Origin of the sequence: Acinetobacter sp. SFA (assembly GCF_001647535.1) — a bacterium.
GTDB classification, from domain to species: domain Bacteria; phylum Pseudomonadota; class Gammaproteobacteria; order Pseudomonadales; family Moraxellaceae; genus Acinetobacter; species Acinetobacter pecorum.
Genome location: NZ_LSZI01000021.1, coordinates 86,727 through 110,710 on the forward strand (window position 1 = coordinate 86,727; position 23,984 = coordinate 110,710).

Here is a 23,984-nt window from a genome sequence, read left to right on the forward strand (position 1 = left end):
ACCCTGCCCGTGTATAAAATAGATTAAACTACAAAAATAATAAACTTAATTGTCAACCAAACCGTTACTCCCAACGTTATGTGATCATGAACTTGGGAATAATGGTGGGTGTCCAATGACAGGATTTTCCATCTCTATGGATTTAGCACCAAAACAGTTGCAGTCACAGGATGTAAGTATTCTAAAGAGTACGGCCGAAGCACGTCTGAAGAATTTCATGCAGGATGTGACGGGACGGGCTTTGGTGATGATGGAAAGCGCAACCCAAGGTCAGCATGGTATTGCCATGGATCTGGTTCAGGAAGCCTTCATTTCCTTGCATAAATCCTATGCAGAAAAGACGACTGAAGAATGGTATCCCCTTTTTTATACGATCCTGAACAACAAGTTACAGGACTGGCGTCGCAAAGAAGCACGACGTGGTCAAATGTTTTCATTTTTCAAAAAAGTCAGCCTCGATGATGACGAAATTGAATTTGATGATGTTGTCGATGAATCAACACCTACACCTCTGGAATTTCTCGATCAGGCAGTGACTGCTGAAGAAATCCAGGAAGCAATTGCAAAATTGCCAGTGCGTCAGCAACAGGCATTTATGCTAAGAGCCTGGGAAGGATTCGACACCCATACCACCGCACAAATTATGAACTGCACAGAAGGCAGTGTAAAAACCCATTATCACCGTGCCATTCAAGGCTTACGTGCCTCTTTAGCACATTTAAATCCATATCTGGGAGGGTCATCAGAATGAATCAAGATGATTTCTTAAAACAAGTAACTTCCAAACTTGACGGGCTGGCACAGCAACATAAAGATAAACCTGTGATCATGCATCATGTTCTTGAAGAAATTCAGGATGCAAAACATTCACGCTTTGCCTTTCTAAAAATGTCCGGTTTTGCGTTGGCAGCTGCGATTGCAGGGGTGGTAGTGTTACCGAATCTTTCGGACCACAACGAGCCGCAAACTCAAATGGTTTCAGTACCAAAACTGTCTCCGCAAATGCTTGAAGATTTAGAAATGTTAATGGTTTTAGGTGAGGACAAAGTTCCACATGGCAGCTAAAAAGTTGGCAATTGTTTTTTGTGCACTCGGCTTTCTACAAACTAGCTTTGCAGGATTTGAACGTTTTTGGCTATTTTCCAAAGATGCTAATTCTCAAGTTACCGATACTTGGGATAATCTTTCTGATGCTGAACAACTGGCACTCATTAAACGTTATCAATCCCTAAAAGAAATCCCAGAACAACAACGTGTCAGCTTACAGCAGCGTATGGACTGGTTTACCCAACTTCCTGATGCAGAAAAACAAAAAATGCGTGAAACTTGGCAAATGATGAGCAGCCAAGAGCGTAAGGAACTGGGTACACGTATGCAAAAAGCGACACCGGAAGAGCGTCTCGCCATTCGGGAAGAATACATTCTCAAATATCAGCAAGTGACTCAACAACCTCCCTCACATTAAGCGATATAGATAAAAAAAGCCTCCATATAGAATAGAGGCTTTTTTATAACTTCAATCGTATTTTATTTTCTTAAACGACGATAAGCTGCCAGTCCCAATAATCCCAGTAGCGCCCAAATACCGCTTGCTCCCCCACCACTGGAGGAAGTATTGGTATTTTTAACTGTATTACGTAACAAGATCGTGGCTGTTTCTGAGATTTTTGCATCTGCGTCAAAAATTGCATACTCCATGCTGTAATTTGCCTGGCTTAAGTTATTCCTCACGCTAAATGTCAGCTTTCCACCATAACAAGTCTGGTTCTGATAGGGATCCGGACAAGCTCCTTGTCGCTCAGCTTTAAGTGAAACTCCTGCAGGAAGCTTGAGAATACGAATCGGAATCTCTTTGCCATCTTTATCATGATAAAAAGCCGACTTTCCTGATGGTAATGGTCCGTCCCCGTCATCACTATCATTTTCAAGCGGATTTACAGTCACCGTAAGATTATTCTCTGGGCTAATCCGGTATTCATCATTCTTTGCAATAGGTGCAATATTGGTAAAAGCTGCTCTTAAAAGACCTGTACTGCTCGCACCCGTTGCCCGGTCTTTAATAGTATAACTACAGAACTCCATATCCACCGAGCTGGTGTCCTTAGCATCAGTACGATACATCATGATGCGGTTCAAATCTGGTTTCCATTCACATTTAAGATTTGGATCATTGGGGTTTCCCTCTACACTGGCCGAATTACCAGTACCAGTTAATTTACCCACACCCAGAGCTCTCACACTAATATCGTAATTTTTTGAGTTAAATATTTTAGTTTGAATGATATTGCCAGATAAGGTTTCCTGCGGCATAGCCAAAACAAATGGATTGATATAAATTGCACGATATTTCTGATATTGCTTGGTATATTTAAGCAGGTCTTCGTACTCTTTTAATTCTTCCTTTAAACCGGGCAACTCATCTGCCGGTGTATTTTTATCCGCAATAATCTTCTTAATATCATCTATATTTGTTTGATAAAAATCATTAAGTCCCACCAAATTTGTATTTTTCAAATCGGTAATATCTGCGGCCGTCAAACGTCGGATTTCAACTGAGCCGATCTCACAGGTATTTTTTGCATCTGGATCAAATGTTAATGTGGAACCAATCACACGATCAACACCACGCTGGTCTTGTTCGATACAGCCACTTTCACCAATATCTACCAAATCTGTTGCCGTCTTATTATCCCGCGGGTAATACAGCCCCAAATAGCGATTATCAATCGCAGGCTCAAGATAATCGGTTAATAAACTGCTGAACGTACTACTCGAGACATCCAGATTATTTGAAGTGGCATTTTCTTCTGAGGGAGGTAGTACACAACGCGAAGGGCCAGTGCTTTGAATTGCATTTTGTGTTGTGTAAAATTTGACTTGTTGTTCTTTGGTTGGATTCCCCTGATTCAAGCCATATTCGCAAGATAAGCCCTGATTGAATGCCAGGACATTAAACCCAAAAACTTTAGAGCCTACATTGTCATACAATAGCGTAGATTTGGCTGTATTTTCGACAATGGTATTACTCGCGGCTGTTAAACTGGAAAAGGCACTGAGCGGACGATTAACCTGATTCGTCATACGCACAATATGTCCAGTGGCACTCGCAGTATTTTTCGCAATAGTTGAGTTCACCATTTCTACTGTCGCATAGCCACAAAAATCAAGAATACTGTTCGTAAGACTTGAACCGTTTCGAGTAATACTACTAGAATTGATTTTCACATTGGTTTGAGTCGCACCTAAATTTGCCTGACAGTCCATCGCCAGAACACTACCATATGAATTCGCCTGATTTTGGTGAATCAAAGAATCCTGAATGGTAATATTTTTTTCTGTATTCATTGCCACACTATAAATAGCTCCCCCTTCTGCGGCTGCTCGGGAATTCACTATTTCACTGGTATTAATGCTTAGAGGTCCCGCTACATAGAAAGTACCACCATTGCCTTTATCCAATCCATTTATTGCTGCATAGCCATCTTTTAAAATCAGATGATGAATCTCCAAGCTAGACTGACTGGCCATACTATTAAATAATCGGGTTTTTTTCTGGCCTGAAATTGTAGTTTTTAAAGCTTCTCGAGTTGGGTATAAATTCGTAATCGGACTACGACGGGTATAGCTAAATGGTGTTTTTCCATAAATTTTGAGGGCAGACTCTACGATAAGCTCTCGTTCCAGTTTGTACTCACCTGCTTCAAGCTGAATTACATCTGGGGCCGAACCGTCCAGTCGAAGCGTACGTCCTACGTTACAGCCACCATAAGATTTATCCAGTTTTGCAGTTTTAATTGCTTCTCGTAAAGAACAGGCTTCATTATTCTCGCCGTCTTCATCGACAAAAGTAGTGACATATATTGTTTTATCTTCGGCTGCCATCAAACTCATGGCAGATAAAATCATGGCCGCAAGCAGTCCTTTTTTATAATTTTTCATGATTTTTCCTTAATCTTTTAGTTTACGGCGTAAACCCATTAAGCCGAGTAATATCAACAGTCCACCACCCCCCCATGAGCCGCCTGACGTTTTGACTGCTTTGTCTTCCATTTCATTTTTTGGCGCCTGAACAACTTGAGTAGTAATGGTCAGATAAGGTTTTGTTTTATTAAACCGTGTCGAGGAGGTCACCACTTGTAGTTCAAAAATATCTGCTCCATGCCAGGTAGAATTCGGGGTATAAACAACATTGCCATGAATATCGATGACTGTTTTACCCTTTGAGGCTGTTTTGGTTTGCACTACTTTCAAACAGCCGTCTTGCCAAGATTGATCATCAGGATTCTGCCCCACAATCGCATTACAGTACTGTTTTGGAATTAAATCACTATCTCCCAGATAAGGTTCAATTGAAAACTTGGCAATTTCTCCCTTTAACAGGTCTTGTCCAACCAGACTGCCCGAGGTTGGAATCGTGATTTCAATAGCTCCACGATCACAAAATAAATTATCCATCAAACGGTTGATCCCGCGTTGATCAGCAGCCTCACAGGCAACGGTAGGATTTGCCAGATTCAGTGCTGTGCCTCTATTTACGATCGGTGATTCGTTCACAAGAATATAGTTTAATAAAATTCGGGGACGCATATATCCGAGAAACCGTCCTTTAGGCACGCTATATGGACAAAGGATAGCTGTACTATTTTCATTCAGGGTTTGACACATACCTTCACTTTTATCTGAAGATTCAGCAAATAATTGTGTATTATTCCAGAATTGATTCGGTGCAATTGTATCTCCCGCACCACAAGATGTAGTCAGCAGATTATTTTGCGACAAAGTCTTGTCACCAGTGATAATTTGGCAATCCTGTGTACCATTTCTTAAAATAATGCTGTTAGCGACATAAGCCCTGCCATTCGGAGCATGGATACGCAAAGCAGTATCTTCATTGTCAACCATGGTGAGATTATTTAGCCCCATTCCATCCATGACATTGATGAGTATCCCTTTATTTTTGAGTATGGTGCTACTTAATACTTCTCCACTAATACTTTGCTCTTTACTGGTGTTAGCAAATTGTCCAGCACTAAAAATATTGGTCGCTGAATTATCTAGTGTCTGGTTATTTTTAAGTACACTTTGAGAAATAAGGAATGCCGGTAGTTCGCTATACAGGATCGCGCCTCGTTGCGCTTTATTATTTTCGATCAGGCTGTTTTTAATTTCTACACGGCTGGTTAGGTTCTGGCCAAACTTTCCAGCATTATAAATTGCGCCACCCAAGTTGGCAGCAGCATTAAAAAGACGACTATATTCTAAAATCAACTGTCCTTTATTATAAATCAAGCCGCCTTGTTCAGTACAACTGGCCTTCCCACAACCTTCAAGATCCAGTTCTTTCAAGTTTAACTGAATCAGTGTGTCTGTACTGTTGATCCTGAATAGGTTATCAGTCCCTTTCATTTGAATATGAGCATTATGCAAGCCTAATGCTTTTTCTTCCGTACTGAATTCCCCATCAATTTCTGCCAGCGCACGGATTGTAAGAGATTTTTTAATCGCAATATGCTTGTTTAGTACATAGGTATTTTTTTCTTTTAAAATAATAGTACTGGATGAGTTTTCACCGCCGCACCCCATAAAACCGGCTTTGGCTAAGCCACGATTAACATATTCAATCGCTTCTCGAAGTGAACATTCCTTGTCATCTTTTTCAATATCTTCTGTAGTAGTTACAATAATATCTGCACTATATGCCTGCCCCGCTATACATAGCAAAGCTATGCCTATGCTCTTCTTGAGCATAACCTTCTCCTTAATTTTTATCTCTTTCTTTTTCTTCTAAAGTTGCAGAATCCTTGCAACAACGAATTATTTTGCCTTACTGTGGCATAGACTGAGTAATTACTCAAGATTTTTTATAGTTTACCGATATTCGTCAATCAAGGCATAAATCTGTCGCAAATTGGCATTGCTGACCTTCAGTTTTTCCCCTTTAAGCAATTGAATAATCTGCTCTAATCTCTGTAAAAGTACCGAAGTTTGATGTGGTCCATGATTCAGTAAATAATCAAAAATTTGAGGATCTAGATGAATACCACGACGATCTAAAACTGATGAAATCAAGGCATAACGATCAGCATACAGACTGCCGCTCGGAACCCGGGTACTAACCGCCTGAGTGAGGCGGGATTGCAAGTCAGGTAATTCAAGCTTCAGTTCGATAGGGGCAAAGCGTGAGGAAAATACCAACTGGCCACCCCCTTCATTATTATAATTAATCAGGTGAAAGACGGCGCGTTGCCAATGTGGTACCCCACTAATTGCCTCAATATCATCAAGTGCGACCAGATCAAAACGATCCAGCGAAGTAATCGCCTCGGTCGGTGCATCTAGAAGTTCAAGCAAGGATACCTGAATCGCAGATTTACCTACTTCCAAATAAGAGTCACAAATGGCAGACAACAAATGACTCTTACCTGTACCGGCTCCTCCATAGACATAAAAACGGCTGATCAGCCCTGCGTGTAATTGACGGACAGCATCAATCACATGTCCCCAGCCCGGCCCTGAAAAATCACTGATTCGGGCATCAAGCTGAGGTTCTATATCTAACTGTAATTGACGCATAGGAATTCTTGGACCTTATCAGTCTTTACGATGAGGATCATGAATCTTACTGGATTTTTCTTCCTCTTGCAGGGGTTTTACTCTTGGCCTTTTCATTTCAATATCAACATCTAAGTCTTCTGTTTCTACACTGATCGAACCCGTTGCCGGATCATTCATAATGACAGCCTGATTTCCATAAAAGTGTGTATGTTCGTAATATTCACGTGCATGTCGTAATAGAACCACAATGACGGCTGCAACCGGCAATGCAATCAGCATCCCCATGAAACCCGCCAGTTGAGCACCCGCCAGTACCGCAAATACAACCGCTACTGGTGATAAGCCAATTTTATCGCCAAGCAGGAATGGTTGCAGTACATAACCTTCTACAGCCTGACCGACCATAAAGACCACACCCACCAGAACCAGTTGCCACCAGTCAATCCCAAACTGCAGGAAAGTTGCAATCACAGCCGCAATAATACCGACAGCAAAGCCCAGATAAGGAATAATACTGGCCAAGCCTGCCACCATACCGATAATCAAACCGACTTCAAGACCAATCAGTTGTAAGCCCACTGCATAAACAATTCCCAGCAGAATCATCACCAGAAACTGTCCTTTGACAAAGGCGCCCAGCACACTGTGGCATTCACCTACAATTCTTAAGGTGCTGTCTTCATAAGGACGTGGAATCAGGCGACGCAAGCTTTCCAGCATACGATCCCAATCCAGCAGGAAATAGAAGGCAATGATCGGAATTAAGACAATTGTACCGCCAATCTGGAGAAAGTTGATGCCAGATTGCGCAAGACGTAGCAAGAATGTCTGGATACTGTCTGCACTATAATTGGTTTGTACATAATCCATGACTACATCAGAAATCTGATTGGTATCAATTTCCATTTCGACGACATTAAAAGTATGAGACAACCAAGGCAAAAAGGTTGAATTAATCCATCCAATTATCGCGGGTATATTGTCACGTGCATACACCAGCTGCTGCCAGATTAGCGGAATCAGATACCAGGTCGCCAGGATCAGAATAACCCCGATCCCGATAAAAACAATACTAATAGAGAGCCAGCGCGGCAAACCCATATCATGCAGTTTATCTACCAGAGGACTGAATAGATACGCCATTAAAAATGCTGCAACAAATGGAATTACAACGGGTTTTAGTAAATATAAAATCCATAGCAATAAAGCTATCCCAGCCAGGATAAACACGCGACGCAATGTGCGATCTACCATAAAGTTTCGCCTTTTCTCTATTAATCATTATAAAAATTAAAATATTTTAATAAAGATAGCATTTTAGGCCACAAATACCATAAGAGTTTTTCATATTCAGGTTATAATCGCACCCGCGAATGCGGAGACTTCATTATGAGCAACTCAACTTCTACCCCAAACACTGGTTTAAGCTACAAAGATGCAGGTGTCGACATTGAGGCGGGCGACGCGTTAGTCGATCGTATCAAATCTGTCGCCAAGCGTACCTCACGTCCTGAAGTCATGGGCGGTCTAGGTGGCTTTGGTGCACTTTGTAAAATTCCTAAAGGTTATGAAGAACCTGTTCTCGTATCTGGCACAGATGGTGTTGGTACAAAATTACGTCTGGCACTGAATTTGAACCGTCATGACACGATTGGTCAAGACCTGGTTGCAATGTGTGTGAATGACCTTCTTGTTTGTGGTGCTGAACCACTGTTCTTCCTCGACTATTACGCAACTGGCCATTTAAATGTTGAGGTTGCTGCCAACGTAGTTACTGGTATTGGCGCTGGTTGTGAGCTTGCAGGCTGTGCATTGGTCGGCGGTGAAACTGCTGAAATGCCAGGCATGTATGAAGGCGAAGATTACGATCTTGCAGGTTTCTGTGTCGGTGTTGTTGAGCAAAGCAAAATTATTGATGGCTCTAAAGTCAAAGCGGGTGATGTTTTAATTGGTGTGGCTTCTTCAGGTGCGCACTCAAACGGCTACTCACTGCTTCGTAAAATCCTGGACGTAAAAAACGTTGATCTGAATCAAATCGTGGATGGTCGCCCACTTGCAGATGTTGCAATGGAACCGACACGCATTTATGTAAAACCAATTCTTGAGCTGTTAAAACACGTTGATGTACATGCGATGGCACACATCACCGGTGGTGGTTTGCCGGGTAACTTACCGCGCGTACTTCCTAATGGCGCTCAAGCACTTGTGAATGAATCTTCTTGGGAATGGCCTGAGCTATTCAAGCTTCTACAACGTGAAGGCGGTGTAGAACAGTTTGAAATGTATCGTACTTTCAACTGTGGCGTCGGTATGGTGCTGGTTGTTGATGCAGCTGATGCAGAAAAAACCGTTGAATTACTCAACAAGCTTGGCGAAAAAGCATGGGCAATGGGTCAGATTCAAGACAATGCTGAATCGGTTGCAGGTGCAGACGAAAAAATTCGTGTGATCTTCGCGTAATTGCGCATGATTAAAATTGCTGTACTTGTTTCAGGTAGCGGATCAAATCTGCAAGCCTTGATTGATGCCAATCTTTCGGGGCAAATTGTGGGCGTGATTTCCAACAAACCTGAAGCCTTTGCTTTAACGCGTGCACAGCATGCAGGCATTCAAACTGCAGTTATTGAACACAAGCAATATCCAAACCGTGAGGCTTTTGATGATGTGATGCATCAACAGCTTTTGGACTGGAATGTGGATCTGGTGGTACTCGCCGGCTTTATGCGAATTTTAAGTGAAAAGTTTGTGAAAGCTTGGGAAGGGAAAATGCTGAATATTCATCCTTCCCTATTGCCTCATTATAAAGGCATGCATACGCATCAGCGTGTACTCAATACCGGTGATGTTCTGCACGGTTGTACGGTGCATTATGTCACGGCTGAGCTGGATGCAGGGCAAGCGCTTGCTCAAGGTGTTCTCAAGGTTTCTCACCATGATACGGTAGAAAGTTTGGCAATCCGTGTGCATAGTCTCGAGCATGTAATCTATCCACAAGTTGTAGAATGGATTTGTAGCGGTACGATCCAACATACAGAAGATAATGTGCTGTATCGAAATGAGAAAATGCAAGAGCCTGTTCAATTCTGCAAGTTCTAAAAAAATTTAGAAATAAAAAACGCATCCTCGGATGCGTTTTTTATTTCCAAAATACCCAATGACTCAGGCAGACTGTTGCTGAATTAGCTGTTTGACCAAGTCCGCTACTTGATTTGGTTGTTCTAATGGGAACATATGACCACCATCGACCACGGTAAAAGGAATACCAAATTTCTTTTGCACTTGCTGCGGGAACTTGCGAGCCAGAAATGGACCTTTCTTGGCAACGACTAGATGCACCGGGACTTTTGGTTTGGCTTGAGGCAACCACCAGAGTGACGGATTGGTTCTAAAGACTGCGACCTCATCCCTTTTAGGGATAGTAAGTTCTACGCCACCCCGGATGGGATCTTCCCGTAAGGCATAATCAATATAAGCCTGGAAGCAATCCGCATCAAAATCCTGATAAAAGCCTTTAGGGCGCAACAATTCCGCTGCCTGCTCACGTGAGTCCCAATGATCACGACGGCGTTTGGACAGACCGGCCGGAGACATTTTATCCAATGCTTTTAAGCGAAAAATCTTTGCAATATGCAAGGCAAAGGCTTCTTTGCCCATAATCATCGGCGGGTCCAGCATGATCATTTGTGAAAACAGTTCCGGGCGCTGTAAAGCAGCCTGAAACGTTAATACGGAGCCCAATGAATGCCCCAAACCGATCACAGGGCGGCCTTGAGACTGTCGTACAATACTATCAATCACTTGCTGGGTCAGGCTTTTCCAATGATTATCAATTGGATAGCGCTTATCAGGCCCTAATAACGGCACATAGATAATATCGTAATTCTCTTGCAGTCCATCAAATAGTTTTTGATAGACTTTTGATGGCACGCCATTGGCGTGCGCGAAATGAATCAATGGTTTCATTGCAGTGTCGTACTGTTTTCTGACTGAAGTTTATGTGCAACCGAAGTAGCAATTCCATTACCAATCGATGCTCCCATACGGCCCAGTACTGAGTCGAATGGACTATATTCAATCGTGTAATTCAAGGCTTTATCCGTTTTTAGTTCACGCTTCAAGGTATTTAAACTTCCGATTCGGTCAGCAATGCCAAGTTTTACTGCCTGATCGCCCGTCCAGAACAAGCCAGAGAAAATCGCAGGGTCGTTTGATTTCAACTTATTGCCACGGCCCTCTTTCACGGCATTAATAAAGTGACGATGTACATCATCCAGAACACCCTGTACATGTGCTTTTTGCGCAGGATCAATAGGCTGGGTCATCGACAATAAAGCTTTATTCTCACCCGAAGTCATGGTGCGGTCTTCAACACCAAGTTTTTTCATTAAATTGCTCACGCCATAATTCGGCATGATGACACCGATAGAACCCACCAAACTGGAAGGATTAACAATAATTTCATCTGCAGCCGAGGCAATATAATAGGCACCTGATGCACCGGTATCACCGATCACAGCATAAAGCTTTTTACCGGGATGCTGTTTTTTAAGATACTGAATTTCCTGCCAGATTTCATCGGACTGTACCGGTGAACCGCCAGGTGAGTTGATATTCAGCACCACCGCTTTACTTTGTTTATTTTCAAAGGCTTTTTTCAGTGATTTAATGGTATTGCTACTGTTCACACTCTGTTTGTCGGCTGCAATCGTACCCACAATGTCCACGACTGCGATATGAGAACCTGCACCAGCGCTGGCATCTGAAGAAACAGAACTACAGCTTTTACCTAATGCCAGAATAACAACAAGTAGATACGCAAACGTCAGAAATTTAAAGAAAATTCCCCAACGACGTGCACGACGCTGTTCTTCAACCGAAGCTAAAACTGCTTTTTCCAGTAGTTTCCACTCGGGACCAGTCGGCTGAACTGGCTGTTGCGTATTTTGTATTTGATTTTCAGGTTTTGGTGGCCAATCGGACATAAATAATCCAATAAATTGATTTATATTGAACCCATTATATACACTGAATCGGGTAATTCTGTCTAAACAAAACGTTTTCGCCTATAATAAATTTTGTTCTCTTTTTTTGTACTTAGACTAAATCAATGACGAAACAGGGCTCACGGAATTCAGCTTACGGTTTACTCAAGTATATTAGCCGCCAACCGCTTCCGGTTTCTCGATGGATGGCCCGTATGCTGGCCTTTATCGTGAACAGTTTTAAAGTCACTAAAACTTCGGAAGTTATTCGCCTGAACCTTGAAATCAGTCTCTCCGACCTGCCCGATCAGGAACGTGAACAGATTAACCGTGCTGCAGTGCGTAATGAATTAATGTCATATTTCGAGTTCTTTACCATTTGGGGCTCAAGCAATCAAAAAAATATCAAACGCATTCATCGCGTGATTGGTGAAGATTTACTTCATGATGCACTGGCACAAAATAAAGGCCTGGTATTAATTGTGCCGCATTTTGGCACCTGGGAAATTATGAATGCCTATGTTGCCCAGTTTACTTCGATGACTATCATGTACAAACCTGTGAAAAATCAGGCTGCGGATCAATTTGTACGTGCTGCCCGTAGCCGGGAAAAAGCACATTTGGTACCAACCGATGAATCTGGCGTCCGTCAGATTTTTAAAGCCTTAAAACAGGGAGGCACGACTGTGATCCTGCCGGATCATACTCCGAATATGGGTGGTGAATATATTCCCTATTTCGGCGTGCCCTTGGCTACGAGTAATTTAAGTGCCAAGCTGATCCAAAAGACCAAAGCTCGTGCCCTGTTTTTATATGCCTTACGTAATACTGATGATGGATTTGATATCTTTATCGAAACGGTTGATGAAAAAATTTATAGTGGTAATGCCAATCAGGGTACCCAAGTTATTATTAATAGTATTGAAAATTTAATTCGTCGCCATCCAGAACATTACCACTGGAGTTATAAACGCTTTAACGCACATCAAGATTTAGGCAATCTTTATAAACTTGAACATGAACAGGCCTTGAGCAAAGTAAATGCCTTAAGAACACAAGATACTGATGCTCATGAAGCTTCATCTGTAATAGAATCATTCACTTAAAGGCTGACGATACAGCCATTGCCATCCATGTCGTTCGGCAGAAAGTACCAGCTTTGAGCTTTGTTGCTGAAAGTGCACGCTGCCCTGTTCTGCCGTGGTCAATAAAGGAATATTAAGAGCTTTTAACCGTTGCTGAGTCAGTTGGCTTGGGTGGCCATAGCGATTAAATTTCCCAGCCGAGGCAATCGCCAGTTTAGGCTGCAAAACCTGTAAAAATTGATAGGCTGAACTGTGCTGACTACCATGATGGCCGAGTACCAGCACATCGACCTGAAGTTCGGGATAGTCTTGAAGCAGCTGATATTCAGTCTCCCAGCCCGCATCCCCCATCAATAAAAAGTTTTGATACGGTCCGGCATTTTTGATTTGCAGATATACCACACAAGAGCGGTCGTTTTTATTGAAGTTTGACGTGTTTAACTGCTGCCGCCGGGGTGCCAGAATTCTAAAGTTAATCTCTTCAGACCATTGCCATTGCTGTCCTTCATAGCAAAACTGAAAACGAGAAGTTCCGGCTGTCTCAGGCATCTGATTAGATGATACTTGTTTGATATTCAATAGATCTTTAATGCTGAAATAAGCACCGCTATGATCCTGATCCAGATGGGTCAAAATCAGTTGATCCAGCTCTCTCACGCCTTGCACAGATAAAAATGGCATAATCACTTGCCGGCCAATACTGAATTTTTCCTCATTATAATAACCACCCATGTCGATCATCATGCTGTGTTGTCCGTCACGAATAAAAATTGCCTGTCCCTGCCCGACATCCAGAATAGACAGCTGAAATGCATGCTGATTGAGCTGAGGAATACACAGCGGTATACAGGCAAGTACTGTCCAGCTTTTGGGTACTAAGCCCCGCGGCAAAAAGACAATTAATAAGCCCAATATGCATAGAGCAATCATCCAGACATTCATGGCCACCGGAATCAGTTGCGGTGCAAACAGCCGATCAAGCAGATCTAGAAATGCCAGCAGCATATGAATAAAAATATCATTGAGCTGAAACAACAGACTCGACAATGGCTCAGAAATGAAAAACAGTAAAGCCGCCAGAATATCTACTGGAACAATCAGCAGGCCAATCCAGGGGATGGCCACCAGGTTGCTTAGTGGGGTAATCCAGGCCACCTGCTTAAAAAACAGCATCATTAAGGGAAACAGGGCCAGAAAAATTTTCCACTGCGACTCTACCAAAACTTTCATTGCAAAATACAGCCGTTGTAATGCTGTGTGTACTATCTGACGAGGCTGTTGCTGAATGGTCTGGTAGATTCGCAGCAAGACAAAACAGGCCCCATAAGACAGCCAGAATGCAGCCGACAAAATGCTAAAAGGATCAAAGAGCAACAATAAGGCAGCACTTAAAATCAGCAGTTTTAATGGCTGCACGCTTTGCCTGAGCAATAATGTAAAAGTCACAATCACACAAATCAGTAAAGTGCGTAGTGCGGGAATTTCAAAGCCGACGAAGGCACAATACAGCAGTACACATAATAAAAAAGGCAGACTCAAAAAATACTGCCTTGGCCATTTCAGATAAATCTGCGGTGCGTACCTTGAAATCAGATATTGCAACGTGCCACAAACGATAAAAGCAAAGATCAGTACATGCGGTCCGGAAATCGCCAGTAAATGACTCATGCCAAAACGCTGGAATTGCTGTTCCGTCGCTTGATCCAGTAGACTTTCATCACCACTTAATAGAGCCAGTAACAAGCCTTTCTGCTGTACGGGTTGTCTGGCCACAAACTCTCTTAAGGCCAGTCGCTGCTGTTCTACCCATAGCAAAAATCGCTGATTCAAATTTTTCTGCTGACGTAGATACTTAGCATGACCTAGTGCATAGAGTTGTTGCGGTTGCAACTCTTGGATATGTTTAATCCTAAACCCGGCCATGACATTTTGCTGTAATGCCCACTTTTCTGCATCAAAAGTACCTGGTGTGGCATAACTGTGATGCGGACGAATCTGGCCTTGTAATAGATAATAATGTCCTAACTTAAGGGTTCGCTGCTTGGTCTCAGCAGAAATTAAACTAGATGAAGTAGCAGTATCTGAAACTGGCAGAAAACCCATCCACTTAACTGTAGTACCATCAGGATTAAGCACATGCAGGGCTTGCTGGATATTTTGATCACCCAGTTTATTCAGCTCTTTGATATACACCACGATTTCTTTTTCAGAGACCTCATGCTCCCGCTTGGATAAACGTTCAGCCAGTTGCAGATTGGCATAAGCATGGCCTAACAACAGTCCCAAAAGCAGGCCGGATCCAGTGATCAACAGGCTTCGCAGCGGTGTATTCAAGATGAGCTTTAATTTATGGCAACATAGATACCAGAGCAGCGCAACGATCAAAACTGCCGTCCCGCTCAGTTGGACAGACAGGAAATTTTTCCCCATACAGGCAAGGCCTAAAATCCAGCCGATACATAGCCACTGCAACATTGAATCGTATTCTTTATTATTATTTTGCCCAATAATAAAGCCCACCGGAGTGAGCTTCAATCAAATGCGAATATTCTCGTTATTTAGGATGCAACCCATAAACCATCTTGCATGTGCAAAATCCGGTCTGCAGCATGGGCCAGCTGTTCATCATGCGTCACAATCAGCATCGCCATATTAAACTCACGTTGTAATTCAGTCAGCAGTTCAAAAATTTTTGCTGCAGTCTTACGGTCCAGATTACCGGTCGGCTCATCGGCCATCATCAGTTTAGGTTTACCGACTACTGCGCGCGCCAAGGCTACACGCTGACGTTCACCTCCAGATAATTCACCTGGCTTGTGGGTGAGACGATGTGAAAGACCAACACGTTCTAGCAAATATTCAGCCTGCTGTTTGGCTTCCTTGAATTTCATGCTGTCGCGTAACATCAGCGGCATCGCTACATTTTCCAGTGCCGTAAATTCTGGCAAGAGGTGATGAAACTGGTAAACAAAACCCAAATGCTCATTTCGTACATAACCGCGTTCTGCTTCAGACAAGGTATCAAAACGACGGCCATTCACCATGACCTGACCCGACGTCGGGCGATCCAATCCGCCCAGAACATGTAATAAGGTACTTTTCCCCGATCCACTGGAACCGACAATCGAGACAAACTCACCTGCTTTGACCTGTAGTGACAAGCCACGAATCACCTCAACCGTGGCTTTACCATCGGTAAAGGACTTGTGAATATTCTGGGCATCTAAAATCAGATTACTCATAACGCAAAGCCTCTGCCGGTTGAATTTTTGCTGCACGTAAAGCGGGGTAAATCGTTGCGACAAAACTTAAGGCCAGTGATAAACCAACAATCACCAGAACATCCTGCCAGCGCAGATAAGAAGGTAGATAGTTAATAAAATAGGCATCAAACATATTCAGACCGAAAGTATTATTGAGCCAGCCAATAAAGCTACTAATACTGGTTGCCGCAATAATTCCGAGGATCGCTCCTGCACAAGTTCCAATCACCCCAATCACGGTACCTTGTACCATAAAGATTTTGGTAATCGTGGCAGGTGAAGCACCTAAAGTCCGTAAAATAGCAATGTCTGATTTTTTATCCGTCACCACCATCACCAGTGAAGACACAATATTAAATGCCGCTACCAGCACAATCAGGAATAAAAGCAGGCTGACCATGGCTTTTTCCATCTGAATCGCGCTGAACAGATTACCATGGGTATAAGTCCAGTCCGAAGCATAGAAATTCGCCGGTAAATCGCGCACGATTTCCTGAGACACTTGTGGTGCCAGGAAAATATCATCCAGTTTCAGACGCACCCCCTGCGCACCATCCGGTAGACGCAGTAAAGTTGACGCATCATGTAAAGCGATATAACCCATCATCGAGTCAACTTCAGCCCCGATACTGAAAATTCCCACCACTTTAAAACGTTTAAAACGCGGGACCACACCGGCGGGTGAAGGAGTTGCTTCTGGCAGAACCAAGGTAATATTGTCGTTTAAACCGACGCCCATGGCATCAGTCATTTGTTTGCCCAAAACAATACCGAATTCACCTTTTTTCAGGCTGTCAATACTGCCCTCAACCATATGGTTTTGTATGATTGATACTTTTTTCTCATACTCGGGCTCAATCCCGCTGACCATAATGCCGGCAACCTGGCCTTGGGCAGTCAACATTCCTTGTAACTGGGTAAAAGGTGCAACCCCCTGGACATGTTTATGTCCTTCAATTTGCTTTGCAAGTTCTGGCCAATTTGTTAAAATTTGTGTTGAAGAAACAGTCGCTTGGGGTATCATTCCTAAGACACGATTCTTTAATTCTCGGTCAAAACCATTCATCACAGACAAGACTGTAATGAGAACTGCCACACCGAGTGTGAGGCCGATCATTGAGACCAATGCGATAAAAGAAATGAAGTGGTTACTACGCCGTGCGCGAGTATATTTCAACCCTATATACAGCGAGATTGGTTTGAACATAACCATCTAGTCCGAGGTAATAAATTATGGAAAATGTACAGCATCCAAACGGATTTGCGGAAAGACGCGTCATGTCTCGAATCGATGCTGCCTTACGAATTAATTATCAGATTATTTCCGATGATGTTGCCTTGAATGATCCTTACGATCCTAATTTCGTCTTGCCCCGCTATTTTCTACTACTTGCAGAACTAGATCAATTTGATCATGCGGTTAACTACGAATTAGAACAATTATCTGAAAAAGATCAACAAATTGCTCGAATCTTATCCTTATTTAATCAAAAATTAAACCTTATTACCGGGTCTTTGTATGACGCAATTGTACAAAGCATGTTACCTGTGCCAGAACAGGTGAATTTTTCAGAAACCGGTTTTAGCTTTTTTAATGACCGCCCTATCGCTGAAGGCACCTATCTGCATGTGACTTTAAGCCATCCGGAAAATTTCTTCCATATTGCTGCCACTGCCCAGGTAGTTTACAGTCGTGAAGAAGAAAATGGCAAATATCGGATCGGTGCTTATTTTATTACCATGCATCCGCAAGACCGGGTCAAACTGGGCGAATGCGTCAAAGCCCACCTCGCTTAAATCACCAGGTCAGTTACTTTAGTTAGTACGATGAGACGATGTAAGGCGAGCATTATAGCTCGCTTTAATTTCTCTGGAAAAATATAGCAACAAACCAGCCAATAAGATGTCTATACCCAAGGCCGCTCCACCCGATAATTTCTCACCATTTAAAATCACGCCGACAACTAATGCCAGCATCGGCGTCAACACGGTGGTCAATGACAAAGTCGTCGCCTTGATTTTCTGTACCAGCTTAAAATAGCAGAACATGGCAATTAAGGAAGCCATGATTACAGCATAACCAAGACCAATCAGCGACTTAGCCTGTGGAATCTGGGTCGGTGCAAATTGCCAGATAAATGGCAACATGGCACAGGCCATGACTGCTGAAACTGCAATAGAACCGGCAGCCTGCGCCATAGGCTCTAAAGGGGCATTGACTTTTTTCATCCAGAACATAGAAGCACAGTAAATAAAAACACTGAGTAACATCAGGCCAATCCCGATCGGCTGAATATGCTAATCCTTCCCGCCGACACAGATAATTCCCAAGCCCAGCAAGGCAATCGCCATACCACTCCACTGCGAAGCATACAGCTTGAGCTGAAACACAAAGCGGCCAATCAATCCGGTCATGATCGGTGCCAGACCAAACATCAGGGCGATAATACCTGAACTCAGATAATCGGTTGCAAGATAAGTGAAAATCTGTGATCCGATAAAACTGCATGCACCAGCCAGATAACTGTGCATGGATAATTTATCTAAGGGAAAACGGGTTTTAAACAGCCACAATAGAGCAAATGCAAAAGGCAAAGCCAGAAAAAAGCGTAATGCCAAGGCCCAGAGCGGATGCAGGTCTGTCACACTCCAGACAATCGCAAGTGGCGTCGTTGCCCAGATAAAAACCAATAAAAGATAGGTGGCAATCATATTGGTTTGTGTGGGCATGCGAGTCACTCTGAATAAGGCTTAAAGTGCAGAAGTTTTGCGTTTTTGTTTTTGGATGGTCTGATCGAGTGCGCTGGAAAATTCGCGTTTATCCCGTTCTGAAATCGGTGGCGGACCGCCAGTTTGCACGCCAGCGCCGCGCAAGCTGTCCATAAAATCACGCAGATGTAGACGCGCTTTGACATTGTCGGTGGTATAAATTTCACCCCGAGGATGAATCGCAATTCCGCCTTTTTCAATCACTTCTGCAGCCAAGGGAATATCTTGGGTCATGACGATATCGTGCTCTTTCATGCGCGAAATAATTTCCTTATCTGCAGCATCTGCTCCGCTCATCACCTGAATCGAATTAATCCTCACCGAAGGTGTAATACCTACCGGCTGGTTGGCCACAAAAGTGACTTCAAGCTGATAGCGGTCCGAAGCACGAATAATTACATCTCGCAGAATACGGGGCAGTGCATCGGCATCGACCCAAAGTTTAAATGGCAACACAGGGCTTTCCATTAAAGTATAAATCATGGTTATTCTAGCAAATTGGAAGGGTCAGGTTGATGATTAAATCACTTCATTTTCCTGAGATCTGGCTTGTATATTTTAAATAAGTATATGATTGGTAAAACTGTTGTAATTCATATGGGAAAAGCTTGAATTCACCAGATGCTTATTTTAATTTTAAAATTCATTCAATTGACTTGAAAAATTGCAATGACCCTCGATTAACTACAGATATATCATCCAAGATCAATTGTGCATATGAAAAATCAGAATAGCCCAGAGATCATCACCATTGATGATCAAAATTTCGGTAGTCATGTCGAACACTGGACCTTGCTCACCGACAATCCTGGCACAGATGTACCCCAGTGGTTAGGCAAAGCTCTTGATGCGCCGGTCATGCCGATGGGCCTTTGTACACAAGAAAGTGATATGGATACAGAGACCTGGCTGATCCAGGGACCGAGCAAAGCACCAGTACAATTAAGTCAAGTGATTGCCGTTGAAAATAATAAACCTCAAGCCGTAAAAACTGCATTCCCCTGCTTTGATAGCCCTTATCAGGTGAAAGCTACGATTGACCGGATTATTAGCTGTAAATCCAATACTCAAGCTGTATTACGCTTGAATCTGGGTGCTGACAACATTATTTATGCTTTCGATAACCTGTATAGCGTTAATCATCTCTGTTATGAAAAAGATCAGCTCTATGTGGTAAACCTGAATGCCTGGGCCTATGAACTTGAAGCAGTCTCAGATCATGAGCATCTGGTGGTTGATGATCCGGCTTCGATCAAACATCACCGTGCCTTGAATGCTATTCTGGCTGGCAATAATGGCATAGCCCCGGATAATTTGCAGGAACAGATTGATGCCTGGCAGCCGCAATCAGAAGAAGATAAAGAACCTGTCACTGTAGATTTTTCTAAAATGGTGGCCTATCTTTATGGCGAAACCCTGGGACAGGAAGATGAAGCCTGGTTCCAGGGCAATATCGTCGGTAAAACTAGCATGCAGTTTATGGATCAGGACTATACCCTGTATGATGTCGCCCTGATTCATGATGAAGGCCAGCCTGCAACCCTGATCCGCATTGCAACACGCAACGCAGAGTATAAGAATTTTGAAATTGGCCAGTATATCCGTGGCAACTTATGGATCCAGGCCAGTATCTACAGCAAAGCAACCTGAATTCAGCCTACAAGGGAGATACTCATTTAGATGCGTATCTTCTTTTAATCTATTTATATTTTTATTTGTCACTTTAATTTATGACTATTTTTTATACAGATTTACTCGTTTATCTGTCTGGTATTTAAACTGATTAAAAATCCGGTTATCCACATTTTTAAATTCAAATAACTTATTTTAAATCTTTAAATAACCTTTAAAATTCCGTAAAAATAAGCAATTGATTTATCATCAATATAATTTATTGTCGTGCAAATCTGACATTTTAAAAAAATTGAAATTTTATGACCTTTAATCAAGAATGTACTTTATTTAATCAATTTTTTATGATAAAAATACTCACAACAAATAGTATTAACGATAAATAGATCGGACAATAAATATCTATGAAAATCGTGCAAGAAGAAACATTACAACAGGCCGAGCATCATCTTAGCTCTCGCTACAATATTGATATGATGTCGTGCCTTTTTTTCATGTTGGGGATGATCATCTGCGGATTCATCCTGCATACTTTTATTTTCTAAAGTAATTCAATTCATAAAAAACCCAGCATATGCTGGGTTTTTCCGTTTCATGGATCAACCATTGCGTTTGGCAAAGTCATCCATAAAATTCACCAGTGCCTGTACGCCTTCAAGTGGAACAGCGTTATAAATACTGGCACGCATACCACCTACTGAACGGTGACCGGCAAGATTCAATAAATGCTGTGCTTCGGCTTCTTTCAGGAACTGTTTCTCTAGCTCTGCATTGGCCAAGGTAAATGGCACGTTCATGATCGAACGGTTCGCTTTTGCGATTGGATTAGCATAGAAATCACTTTGATCAATGTAACCATAAAGTAAGTTAGCTTTTTCAAGGTTCACTTTGTGGATGGCTTCTACACCGCCATTGTCCAGCAGCCACTCGAATACCAGCCCCGATAAGTACCATGCATAGGTCGATGGCGTATTCACCATTGAACCGTTTTTTGCCTGATCCGCATATCTCAGGATGCTTGGAATTTCAGGTTTGGCCTGATCAAGTAAATCTTCGCGAATGATTACAAGTGTTAAGCCGGCAGGCCCGATATTCTTTTGTGCACCTGCATAAATCACACCAAATTTAGATACGTCCAGTGGTGCAGATAAAATGCTAGATGAATAGTCGCAAACTAGAGGCTTGTCTGTTTCGGGAATAGATGCGAATTGCAAACCGCCAATGGTTTCGTTATCCGCATAGTGCACATAGGCAGCATCTGCAGACAGGTTCCATTCACTTTGTGCGCTGATGGCATGTTTGCCATCAGTTTTTATACCGGCTTTTACAACATTGATATCGCCATAACGTTGCGCTTCTTTCAAGGCTTTTTCAGACCAGATACCAGTATCGATATAGTCTGCCTTGTTATTTTTGCCGAGCAAGTTTAATGGAATTGCCGAGAATTGTAGTGATGCACCACCCTGCAAGAACAATACTTTGTAGTTCTCAGGAATATTCATGAGTTTACGTAGGTCTGCTTCCGCTTTTTCAGCAACAGCAACATAGTCTGCACTACGGTGGCTCATTTCCATGATCGAAAGACCTTTGCCATGCCAGTCGAGCATTTCAGCTTGAGCTTTTTCAAGTACGGCAGTCGGTAATGCAGCAGGACCAGCACAGAAGTTGTACGCGCGCATGATTTTTCCTTTCAGAGTGAAACACAATCAAATGATGGCATTTAACCATATCTGGCAGGGTCTTGCACAAAATTATTTCAATACAAAACTGTAATTACAGTCAAAAAAACAATGTAGATTCATAAGATAAGTTGACCATTTATAAGAACAATCCTGCTGATGATGCATATTTTAATTAAATGTTTGAGTTTAAAAATAAAACTATTATGATAAAACCACAATAATTAGAAAATCATGAGTGAGATAAAAATGGATCATTTCGTTCATCGTTTCAGATTGGCTATTGCGCATGTTAAACCTGTAACTCAGCAAAACTGGCCAAATAGTAGTAATGAGCGTTTTATATCAATCATGGTAATTTTAAAAAGTTTAGCAACACATTAATTCAGGTCCTACTAACCTGCACTTTTCCTAGACAACTGTAAAATAAACAATATTACAACCATGCCACTGACTGAGCTATAAGGCACTGATTTATAATGTCAGTAAATAAATTTCACTTTATTCAAATTGGCAACTTGCTTTCATGAATACGATAAACGATATAAGCAGATTATTTTTGGGGTGCGGATTATTTTCAGGACTGTTGTGTACGAGTCTGAATTTATATGCCCAAGCCTTGAGTTTTCAAGAAGCCGAAAAACAATTATTACAGTCTTCTTATAGTAGTCAGGCCTATCAAAGTCTGGAACAGGCCTCGCAACTTGAAGCTGAAGCCAGCAAAGGTTTAGGATTGCCTCGTGTCGATCTCAATGTTCGTGCCTATGCTTTCCACAGTGAAGTGGATATTCCCCTGAAGCAGTTTAAAAACAATCTGGAAAATGTACTGTCCCAAGGTGTCACGGGGCAGATCAACCAGTGGGAAGGTAATCTTGGGAACATACTTCCTCCTGACATTACCGGCCCTCTTCAGGAAGGAGTTAACAATACCATTCATAGCGGCGTCGGCCTGATTCCGGACACCTCCAATGTAGTCCTTGAAGATCAGGTCATTCGCCCTACCGTGTCAGTCATCATGCCTATTTATACAGGAGGCCTGACTGCCAATACCAAGGAAGTTGCCAACATTCAGGCGAATCGTAGTGTACTAAACAACAAAGAACAGCAAGATATACAGCGTTTTGAACTCATTCAGAGTTATTTTAATGTTCAACTTCAAAAACAGCTTCATGCAGCGGCTGTATTCAACCTGAATGCCATGCAGCAGCATTATCAGAATGCCTTAAAAATGCAACAGCAGGGCTTTATCAGCAAAGGCCAGCGCATGCAGTTTGAAGTAGCACGCAATGATGCTGAACGTGCCCAGCAAAATACTCAGGCCAATCTAAATGCGAGTCTATTTCAGCTGAATAACCTGCTTCAGCAAGGCAATCTGACTGAACTGACCACGCCTTTATTTGTGAATAAGACCGAATCTCAGGATTTAAATCATTTGCTGAAGACTTTCAGCCAAAACTCGCCATTGATTCAAAAAATGCGGTTAGATACTCAATTGGCACAAACCAATGTAAAAATTCAGGAAGCGGCAAAAAAACCGAGTGTCTTTGCTTTTGGAGAATACAGTCTGGATCGTAACGAAAACTGGATTGTAGGGGTAGCTGCCCGTTATAACCTGTTTTCCGGGATTGATAAAAACAAAAACATTCAGGCTGCTGAACTTAAACGTTATGCTGCTGAACTGCTCACTGCACGTACTCAGCAAGAAATTGAAAACCTGATTTACAAATCCTATAGTGAAGCAGTGAGTGCGCAGCAGAGCGATACGCTTTTGGCAAAAAATATGAAGGCGGCCCAGGAAAATCTACGTATCCAGCAATTATCCTTTAAAGAAGATATGGGTACGGCGACACAGGTCATTGATGCACAGAATATATTGAGTGGATTAAAAGCAGAAACTGCCTTGAATGCCTATAAATATGTCATGTCCCTCGCCACCCTTTTACAAAGTTATGGCTCGATTAACGAGTTTTCTAATTATATCCAGCAAACTAATACCCACTATATTCGCTAATGGAGACA

20 protein-coding genes and 1 pseudogene are annotated in these 23,984 nt (G+C 42.4%); 9 read left to right on the forward strand and 12 right to left on the reverse strand.

From position 1 onward, the window contains the following. Positions 1–136: 136 nt before the first annotated feature. The 3 genes from AY607_RS13505 to AY607_RS13515 are packed head-to-tail and all read left to right on the forward strand — an operon-like array spanning position 137 to position 1,465. Entirely contained in the window at positions 137–751 is a 615-nt protein-coding gene (locus AY607_RS13505) for an RNA polymerase sigma factor (RefSeq protein ID WP_064096257.1), read from the forward strand. Then, complete coding sequence (locus tag AY607_RS13510) at positions 748–1,065, forward strand: hypothetical protein (RefSeq protein WP_064102806.1); 318 nt, start codon at positions 748–750, stop codon at positions 1,063–1,065. The genes AY607_RS13505 and AY607_RS13510 overlap by 4 nt, the downstream gene beginning before the upstream one ends. After that, the gene (locus AY607_RS13515) at positions 1,055–1,465 is read left to right on the forward strand and encodes a DUF3106 domain-containing protein (protein ID WP_064096259.1); all 411 of its coding nucleotides are present in this window, start codon (positions 1,055–1,057) and stop codon (positions 1,463–1,465) included. Before AY607_RS13510 ends, AY607_RS13515 begins: the two co-directional genes overlap by 11 nt. Positions 1,466–1,527: 62 nt before the next feature. Here AY607_RS13515 and AY607_RS13520 read toward each other — a convergent pair whose 3' ends face one another. The 4 genes from AY607_RS13520 to cxpE all read right to left on the reverse strand — a co-directional run bounded on the left by AY607_RS13520 (position 1,528) and on the right by cxpE (position 7,809). Then, positions 1,528–3,939 (reverse strand): CSLREA domain-containing protein, encoded by a 2,412-nt coding sequence (locus AY607_RS13520; protein ID WP_064102807.1) that lies wholly within the window; start codon positions 3,937–3,939, stop codon positions 1,528–1,530. 9 nt (positions 3,940–3,948) lie between these two features. After that, positions 3,949–5,748 (reverse strand): rhombotarget A, encoded by a 1,800-nt coding sequence (rbtA, locus tag AY607_RS13525; protein ID WP_064102808.1) that lies wholly within the window; start codon positions 5,746–5,748, stop codon positions 3,949–3,951. Positions 5,749–5,868: 120 nt separating this feature from the next. Continuing rightward, positions 5,869–6,573 carry a DnaA regulatory inactivator Hda gene (gene hda / locus AY607_RS13530; protein ID WP_064096262.1) on the reverse strand — a complete coding sequence of 235 codons (705 nt, stop codon included), beginning with the start codon at positions 6,571–6,573 and terminating at the stop codon, positions 5,869–5,871. An 18-nt stretch (positions 6,574–6,591) separates the two neighbouring features. Then, a complete protein-coding gene (gene cxpE, locus AY607_RS13535; protein ID WP_064096263.1) occupies positions 6,592–7,809 on the reverse strand; it encodes a chloramphenicol efflux transporter CxpE in 1,218 nt (405 codons plus the stop codon). Positions 7,810–7,944: 135 nt separating this feature from the next. Between cxpE and purM the strand changes: the two genes are divergently transcribed. Both purM and purN read left to right on the forward strand, forming a co-directional pair. Beyond that, a complete protein-coding gene (gene purM / locus AY607_RS13540; RefSeq protein WP_064102809.1) occupies positions 7,945–9,015 on the forward strand; it encodes a phosphoribosylformylglycinamidine cyclo-ligase in 1,071 nt (356 codons plus the stop codon). A 6-nt stretch (positions 9,016–9,021) separates the two neighbouring features. Further along, positions 9,022–9,651 (forward strand): phosphoribosylglycinamide formyltransferase, encoded by a 630-nt coding sequence (gene purN / locus AY607_RS13545; protein WP_064102865.1) that lies wholly within the window; start codon positions 9,022–9,024, stop codon positions 9,649–9,651. Between the two features lie 63 nt (positions 9,652–9,714). Here purN and AY607_RS13550 read toward each other — a convergent pair whose 3' ends face one another. Next, positions 9,715–10,518, reverse strand: coding sequence for an alpha/beta fold hydrolase (locus tag AY607_RS13550; protein ID WP_064102810.1), 804 nt, complete (start codon positions 10,516–10,518; stop codon positions 9,715–9,717). Next, positions 10,515–11,537 carry a signal peptide peptidase SppA gene (sppA, locus tag AY607_RS13555; protein WP_064102811.1) on the reverse strand — a complete coding sequence of 341 codons (1,023 nt, stop codon included), beginning with the start codon at positions 11,535–11,537 and terminating at the stop codon, positions 10,515–10,517. The genes AY607_RS13550 and sppA overlap by 4 nt, the downstream gene beginning before the upstream one ends. Positions 11,538–11,662: 125 nt before the next feature. Here sppA and AY607_RS13560 point away from each other — a divergent pair, with 125 nt between their 5' ends. After that, positions 11,663–12,643, forward strand: a complete 981-nt coding sequence (locus AY607_RS13560) for a lysophospholipid acyltransferase family protein (protein WP_064096268.1) — start codon at positions 11,663–11,665, stop codon at positions 12,641–12,643. Here the strand turns inward: AY607_RS13560 and AY607_RS13565 are convergent. The 3 genes from AY607_RS13565 to AY607_RS13575 all read right to left on the reverse strand — a co-directional run bounded on the left by AY607_RS13565 (position 12,632) and on the right by AY607_RS13575 (position 17,092). Further along, positions 12,632–15,097, reverse strand: a complete 2,466-nt coding sequence (locus AY607_RS13565; protein WP_064102812.1) for a DNA internalization-related competence protein ComEC/Rec2 — start codon at positions 15,095–15,097, stop codon at positions 12,632–12,634. The genes AY607_RS13560 and AY607_RS13565 overlap by 12 nt on opposite strands. 83 nt (positions 15,098–15,180) lie before the next feature. After that, positions 15,181–15,864, reverse strand: coding sequence for a lipoprotein-releasing ABC transporter ATP-binding protein LolD (gene lolD, locus AY607_RS13570; protein ID WP_064102813.1), 684 nt, complete (start codon positions 15,862–15,864; stop codon positions 15,181–15,183). Beyond that, the gene (locus AY607_RS13575; RefSeq protein WP_064102814.1) at positions 15,857–17,092 is read right to left on the reverse strand and encodes a lipoprotein-releasing ABC transporter permease subunit; all 1,236 of its coding nucleotides are present in this window, start codon (positions 17,090–17,092) and stop codon (positions 15,857–15,859) included. The genes lolD and AY607_RS13575 overlap by 8 nt, the downstream gene beginning before the upstream one ends. A 26-nt stretch (positions 17,093–17,118) precedes the next feature. Here AY607_RS13575 and AY607_RS13580 point away from each other — a divergent pair, with 26 nt between their 5' ends. Further along, positions 17,119–17,682 (forward strand): PilZ domain-containing protein, encoded by a 564-nt coding sequence (locus AY607_RS13580; RefSeq protein ID WP_064096272.1) that lies wholly within the window; start codon positions 17,119–17,121, stop codon positions 17,680–17,682. Positions 17,683–17,700: 18 nt separating this feature from the next. On the opposite strand, the pseudogene AY607_RS13585 reads toward AY607_RS13580, so the two are convergent. Together AY607_RS13585 and AY607_RS13590 are read right to left on the reverse strand one after the other, a co-directional pair. After that, a pseudogene (locus AY607_RS13585) lies at positions 17,701–18,615 on the reverse strand (DMT family transporter). Between the two features lie 21 nt (positions 18,616–18,636). Further along, positions 18,637–19,122, reverse strand: coding sequence for a YaiI/YqxD family protein (locus tag AY607_RS13590; RefSeq protein ID WP_171255316.1), 486 nt, complete (start codon positions 19,120–19,122; stop codon positions 18,637–18,639). Positions 19,123–19,371: 249 nt separating this feature from the next. Here AY607_RS13590 and AY607_RS13595 point away from each other — a divergent pair, with 249 nt between their 5' ends. Then, positions 19,372–20,304: a hypothetical protein gene (locus tag AY607_RS13595; RefSeq protein ID WP_064102816.1), complete on the forward strand. Its 933-nt coding sequence runs from the start codon at positions 19,372–19,374 to the stop codon at positions 20,302–20,304. Between the two features lie 581 nt (positions 20,305–20,885). Here AY607_RS13595 and serC read toward each other — a convergent pair. Beyond that, positions 20,886–21,965, reverse strand: a complete 1,080-nt coding sequence (serC, locus tag AY607_RS13600; RefSeq protein ID WP_064096276.1) for a 3-phosphoserine/phosphohydroxythreonine transaminase — start codon at positions 21,963–21,965, stop codon at positions 20,886–20,888. 526 nt (positions 21,966–22,491) lie between these two features. Between serC and AY607_RS13605 the strand changes: the two genes are divergently transcribed. Beyond that, complete coding sequence (locus tag AY607_RS13605) at positions 22,492–23,976, forward strand: TolC family protein (protein WP_064102817.1); 1,485 nt, start codon at positions 22,492–22,494, stop codon at positions 23,974–23,976. Positions 23,977–23,984 lie beyond the last annotated feature (8 nt).

Coding starts and splice junctions, on each gene's coding strand:
- AY607_RS13560 (WP_064096268.1), top strand. CDS start 11,663: ATGACGAAACAGGGCTCACGGAATTCAGCTTACGGTTTACTCAAGTAT.
- AY607_RS13565 (WP_064102812.1), bottom strand. CDS start 15,097: ATGTTGCAGTGGCTATGTATCGGCTGGATTTTAGGCCTTGCCTGTATG.
- AY607_RS13510 (WP_064102806.1), top strand. CDS start 748: ATGAATCAAGATGATTTCTTAAAACAAGTAACTTCCAAACTTGACGGG.
- sppA (WP_064102811.1), bottom strand. CDS start 11,537: ATGTCCGATTGGCCACCAAAACCTGAAAATCAAATACAAAATACGCAA.
- AY607_RS13590 (WP_171255316.1), bottom strand. CDS start 19,122: ATGGAAAGCCCTGTGTTGCCATTTAAACTTTGGGTCGATGCCGATGCA.
- AY607_RS13605 (WP_064102817.1), top strand. CDS start 22,492: ATGAATACGATAAACGATATAAGCAGATTATTTTTGGGGTGCGGATTA.
- hda (WP_064096262.1), bottom strand. CDS start 6,573: ATGCGTCAATTACAGTTAGATATAGAACCTCAGCTTGATGCCCGAATC.
- lolD (WP_064102813.1), bottom strand. CDS start 15,864: ATGAGTAATCTGATTTTAGATGCCCAGAATATTCACAAGTCCTTTACC.
- AY607_RS13580 (WP_064096272.1), top strand. CDS start 17,119: ATGGAAAATGTACAGCATCCAAACGGATTTGCGGAAAGACGCGTCATG.
- purM (WP_064102809.1), top strand. CDS start 7,945: ATGAGCAACTCAACTTCTACCCCAAACACTGGTTTAAGCTACAAAGAT.
- AY607_RS13575 (WP_064102814.1), bottom strand. CDS start 17,092: ATGTTCAAACCAATCTCGCTGTATATAGGGTTGAAATATACTCGCGCA.
- AY607_RS13515 (WP_064096259.1), top strand. CDS start 1,055: ATGGCAGCTAAAAAGTTGGCAATTGTTTTTTGTGCACTCGGCTTTCTA.
- AY607_RS13595 (WP_064102816.1), top strand. CDS start 19,372: ATGAAAAATCAGAATAGCCCAGAGATCATCACCATTGATGATCAAAAT.
- AY607_RS13520 (WP_064102807.1), bottom strand. CDS start 3,939: ATGAAAAATTATAAAAAAGGACTGCTTGCGGCCATGATTTTATCTGCC.
- cxpE (WP_064096263.1), bottom strand. CDS start 7,809: ATGGTAGATCGCACATTGCGTCGCGTGTTTATCCTGGCTGGGATAGCT.
- AY607_RS13505 (WP_064096257.1), top strand. CDS start 137: ATGGATTTAGCACCAAAACAGTTGCAGTCACAGGATGTAAGTATTCTA.
- serC (WP_064096276.1), bottom strand. CDS start 21,965: ATGCGCGCGTACAACTTCTGTGCTGGTCCTGCTGCATTACCGACTGCC.
- purN (WP_064102865.1), top strand. CDS start 9,022: ATGATTAAAATTGCTGTACTTGTTTCAGGTAGCGGATCAAATCTGCAA.
- rbtA (WP_064102808.1), bottom strand. CDS start 5,748: ATGCTCAAGAAGAGCATAGGCATAGCTTTGCTATGTATAGCGGGGCAG.
- AY607_RS13550 (WP_064102810.1), bottom strand. CDS start 10,518: ATGAAACCATTGATTCATTTCGCGCACGCCAATGGCGTGCCATCAAAA.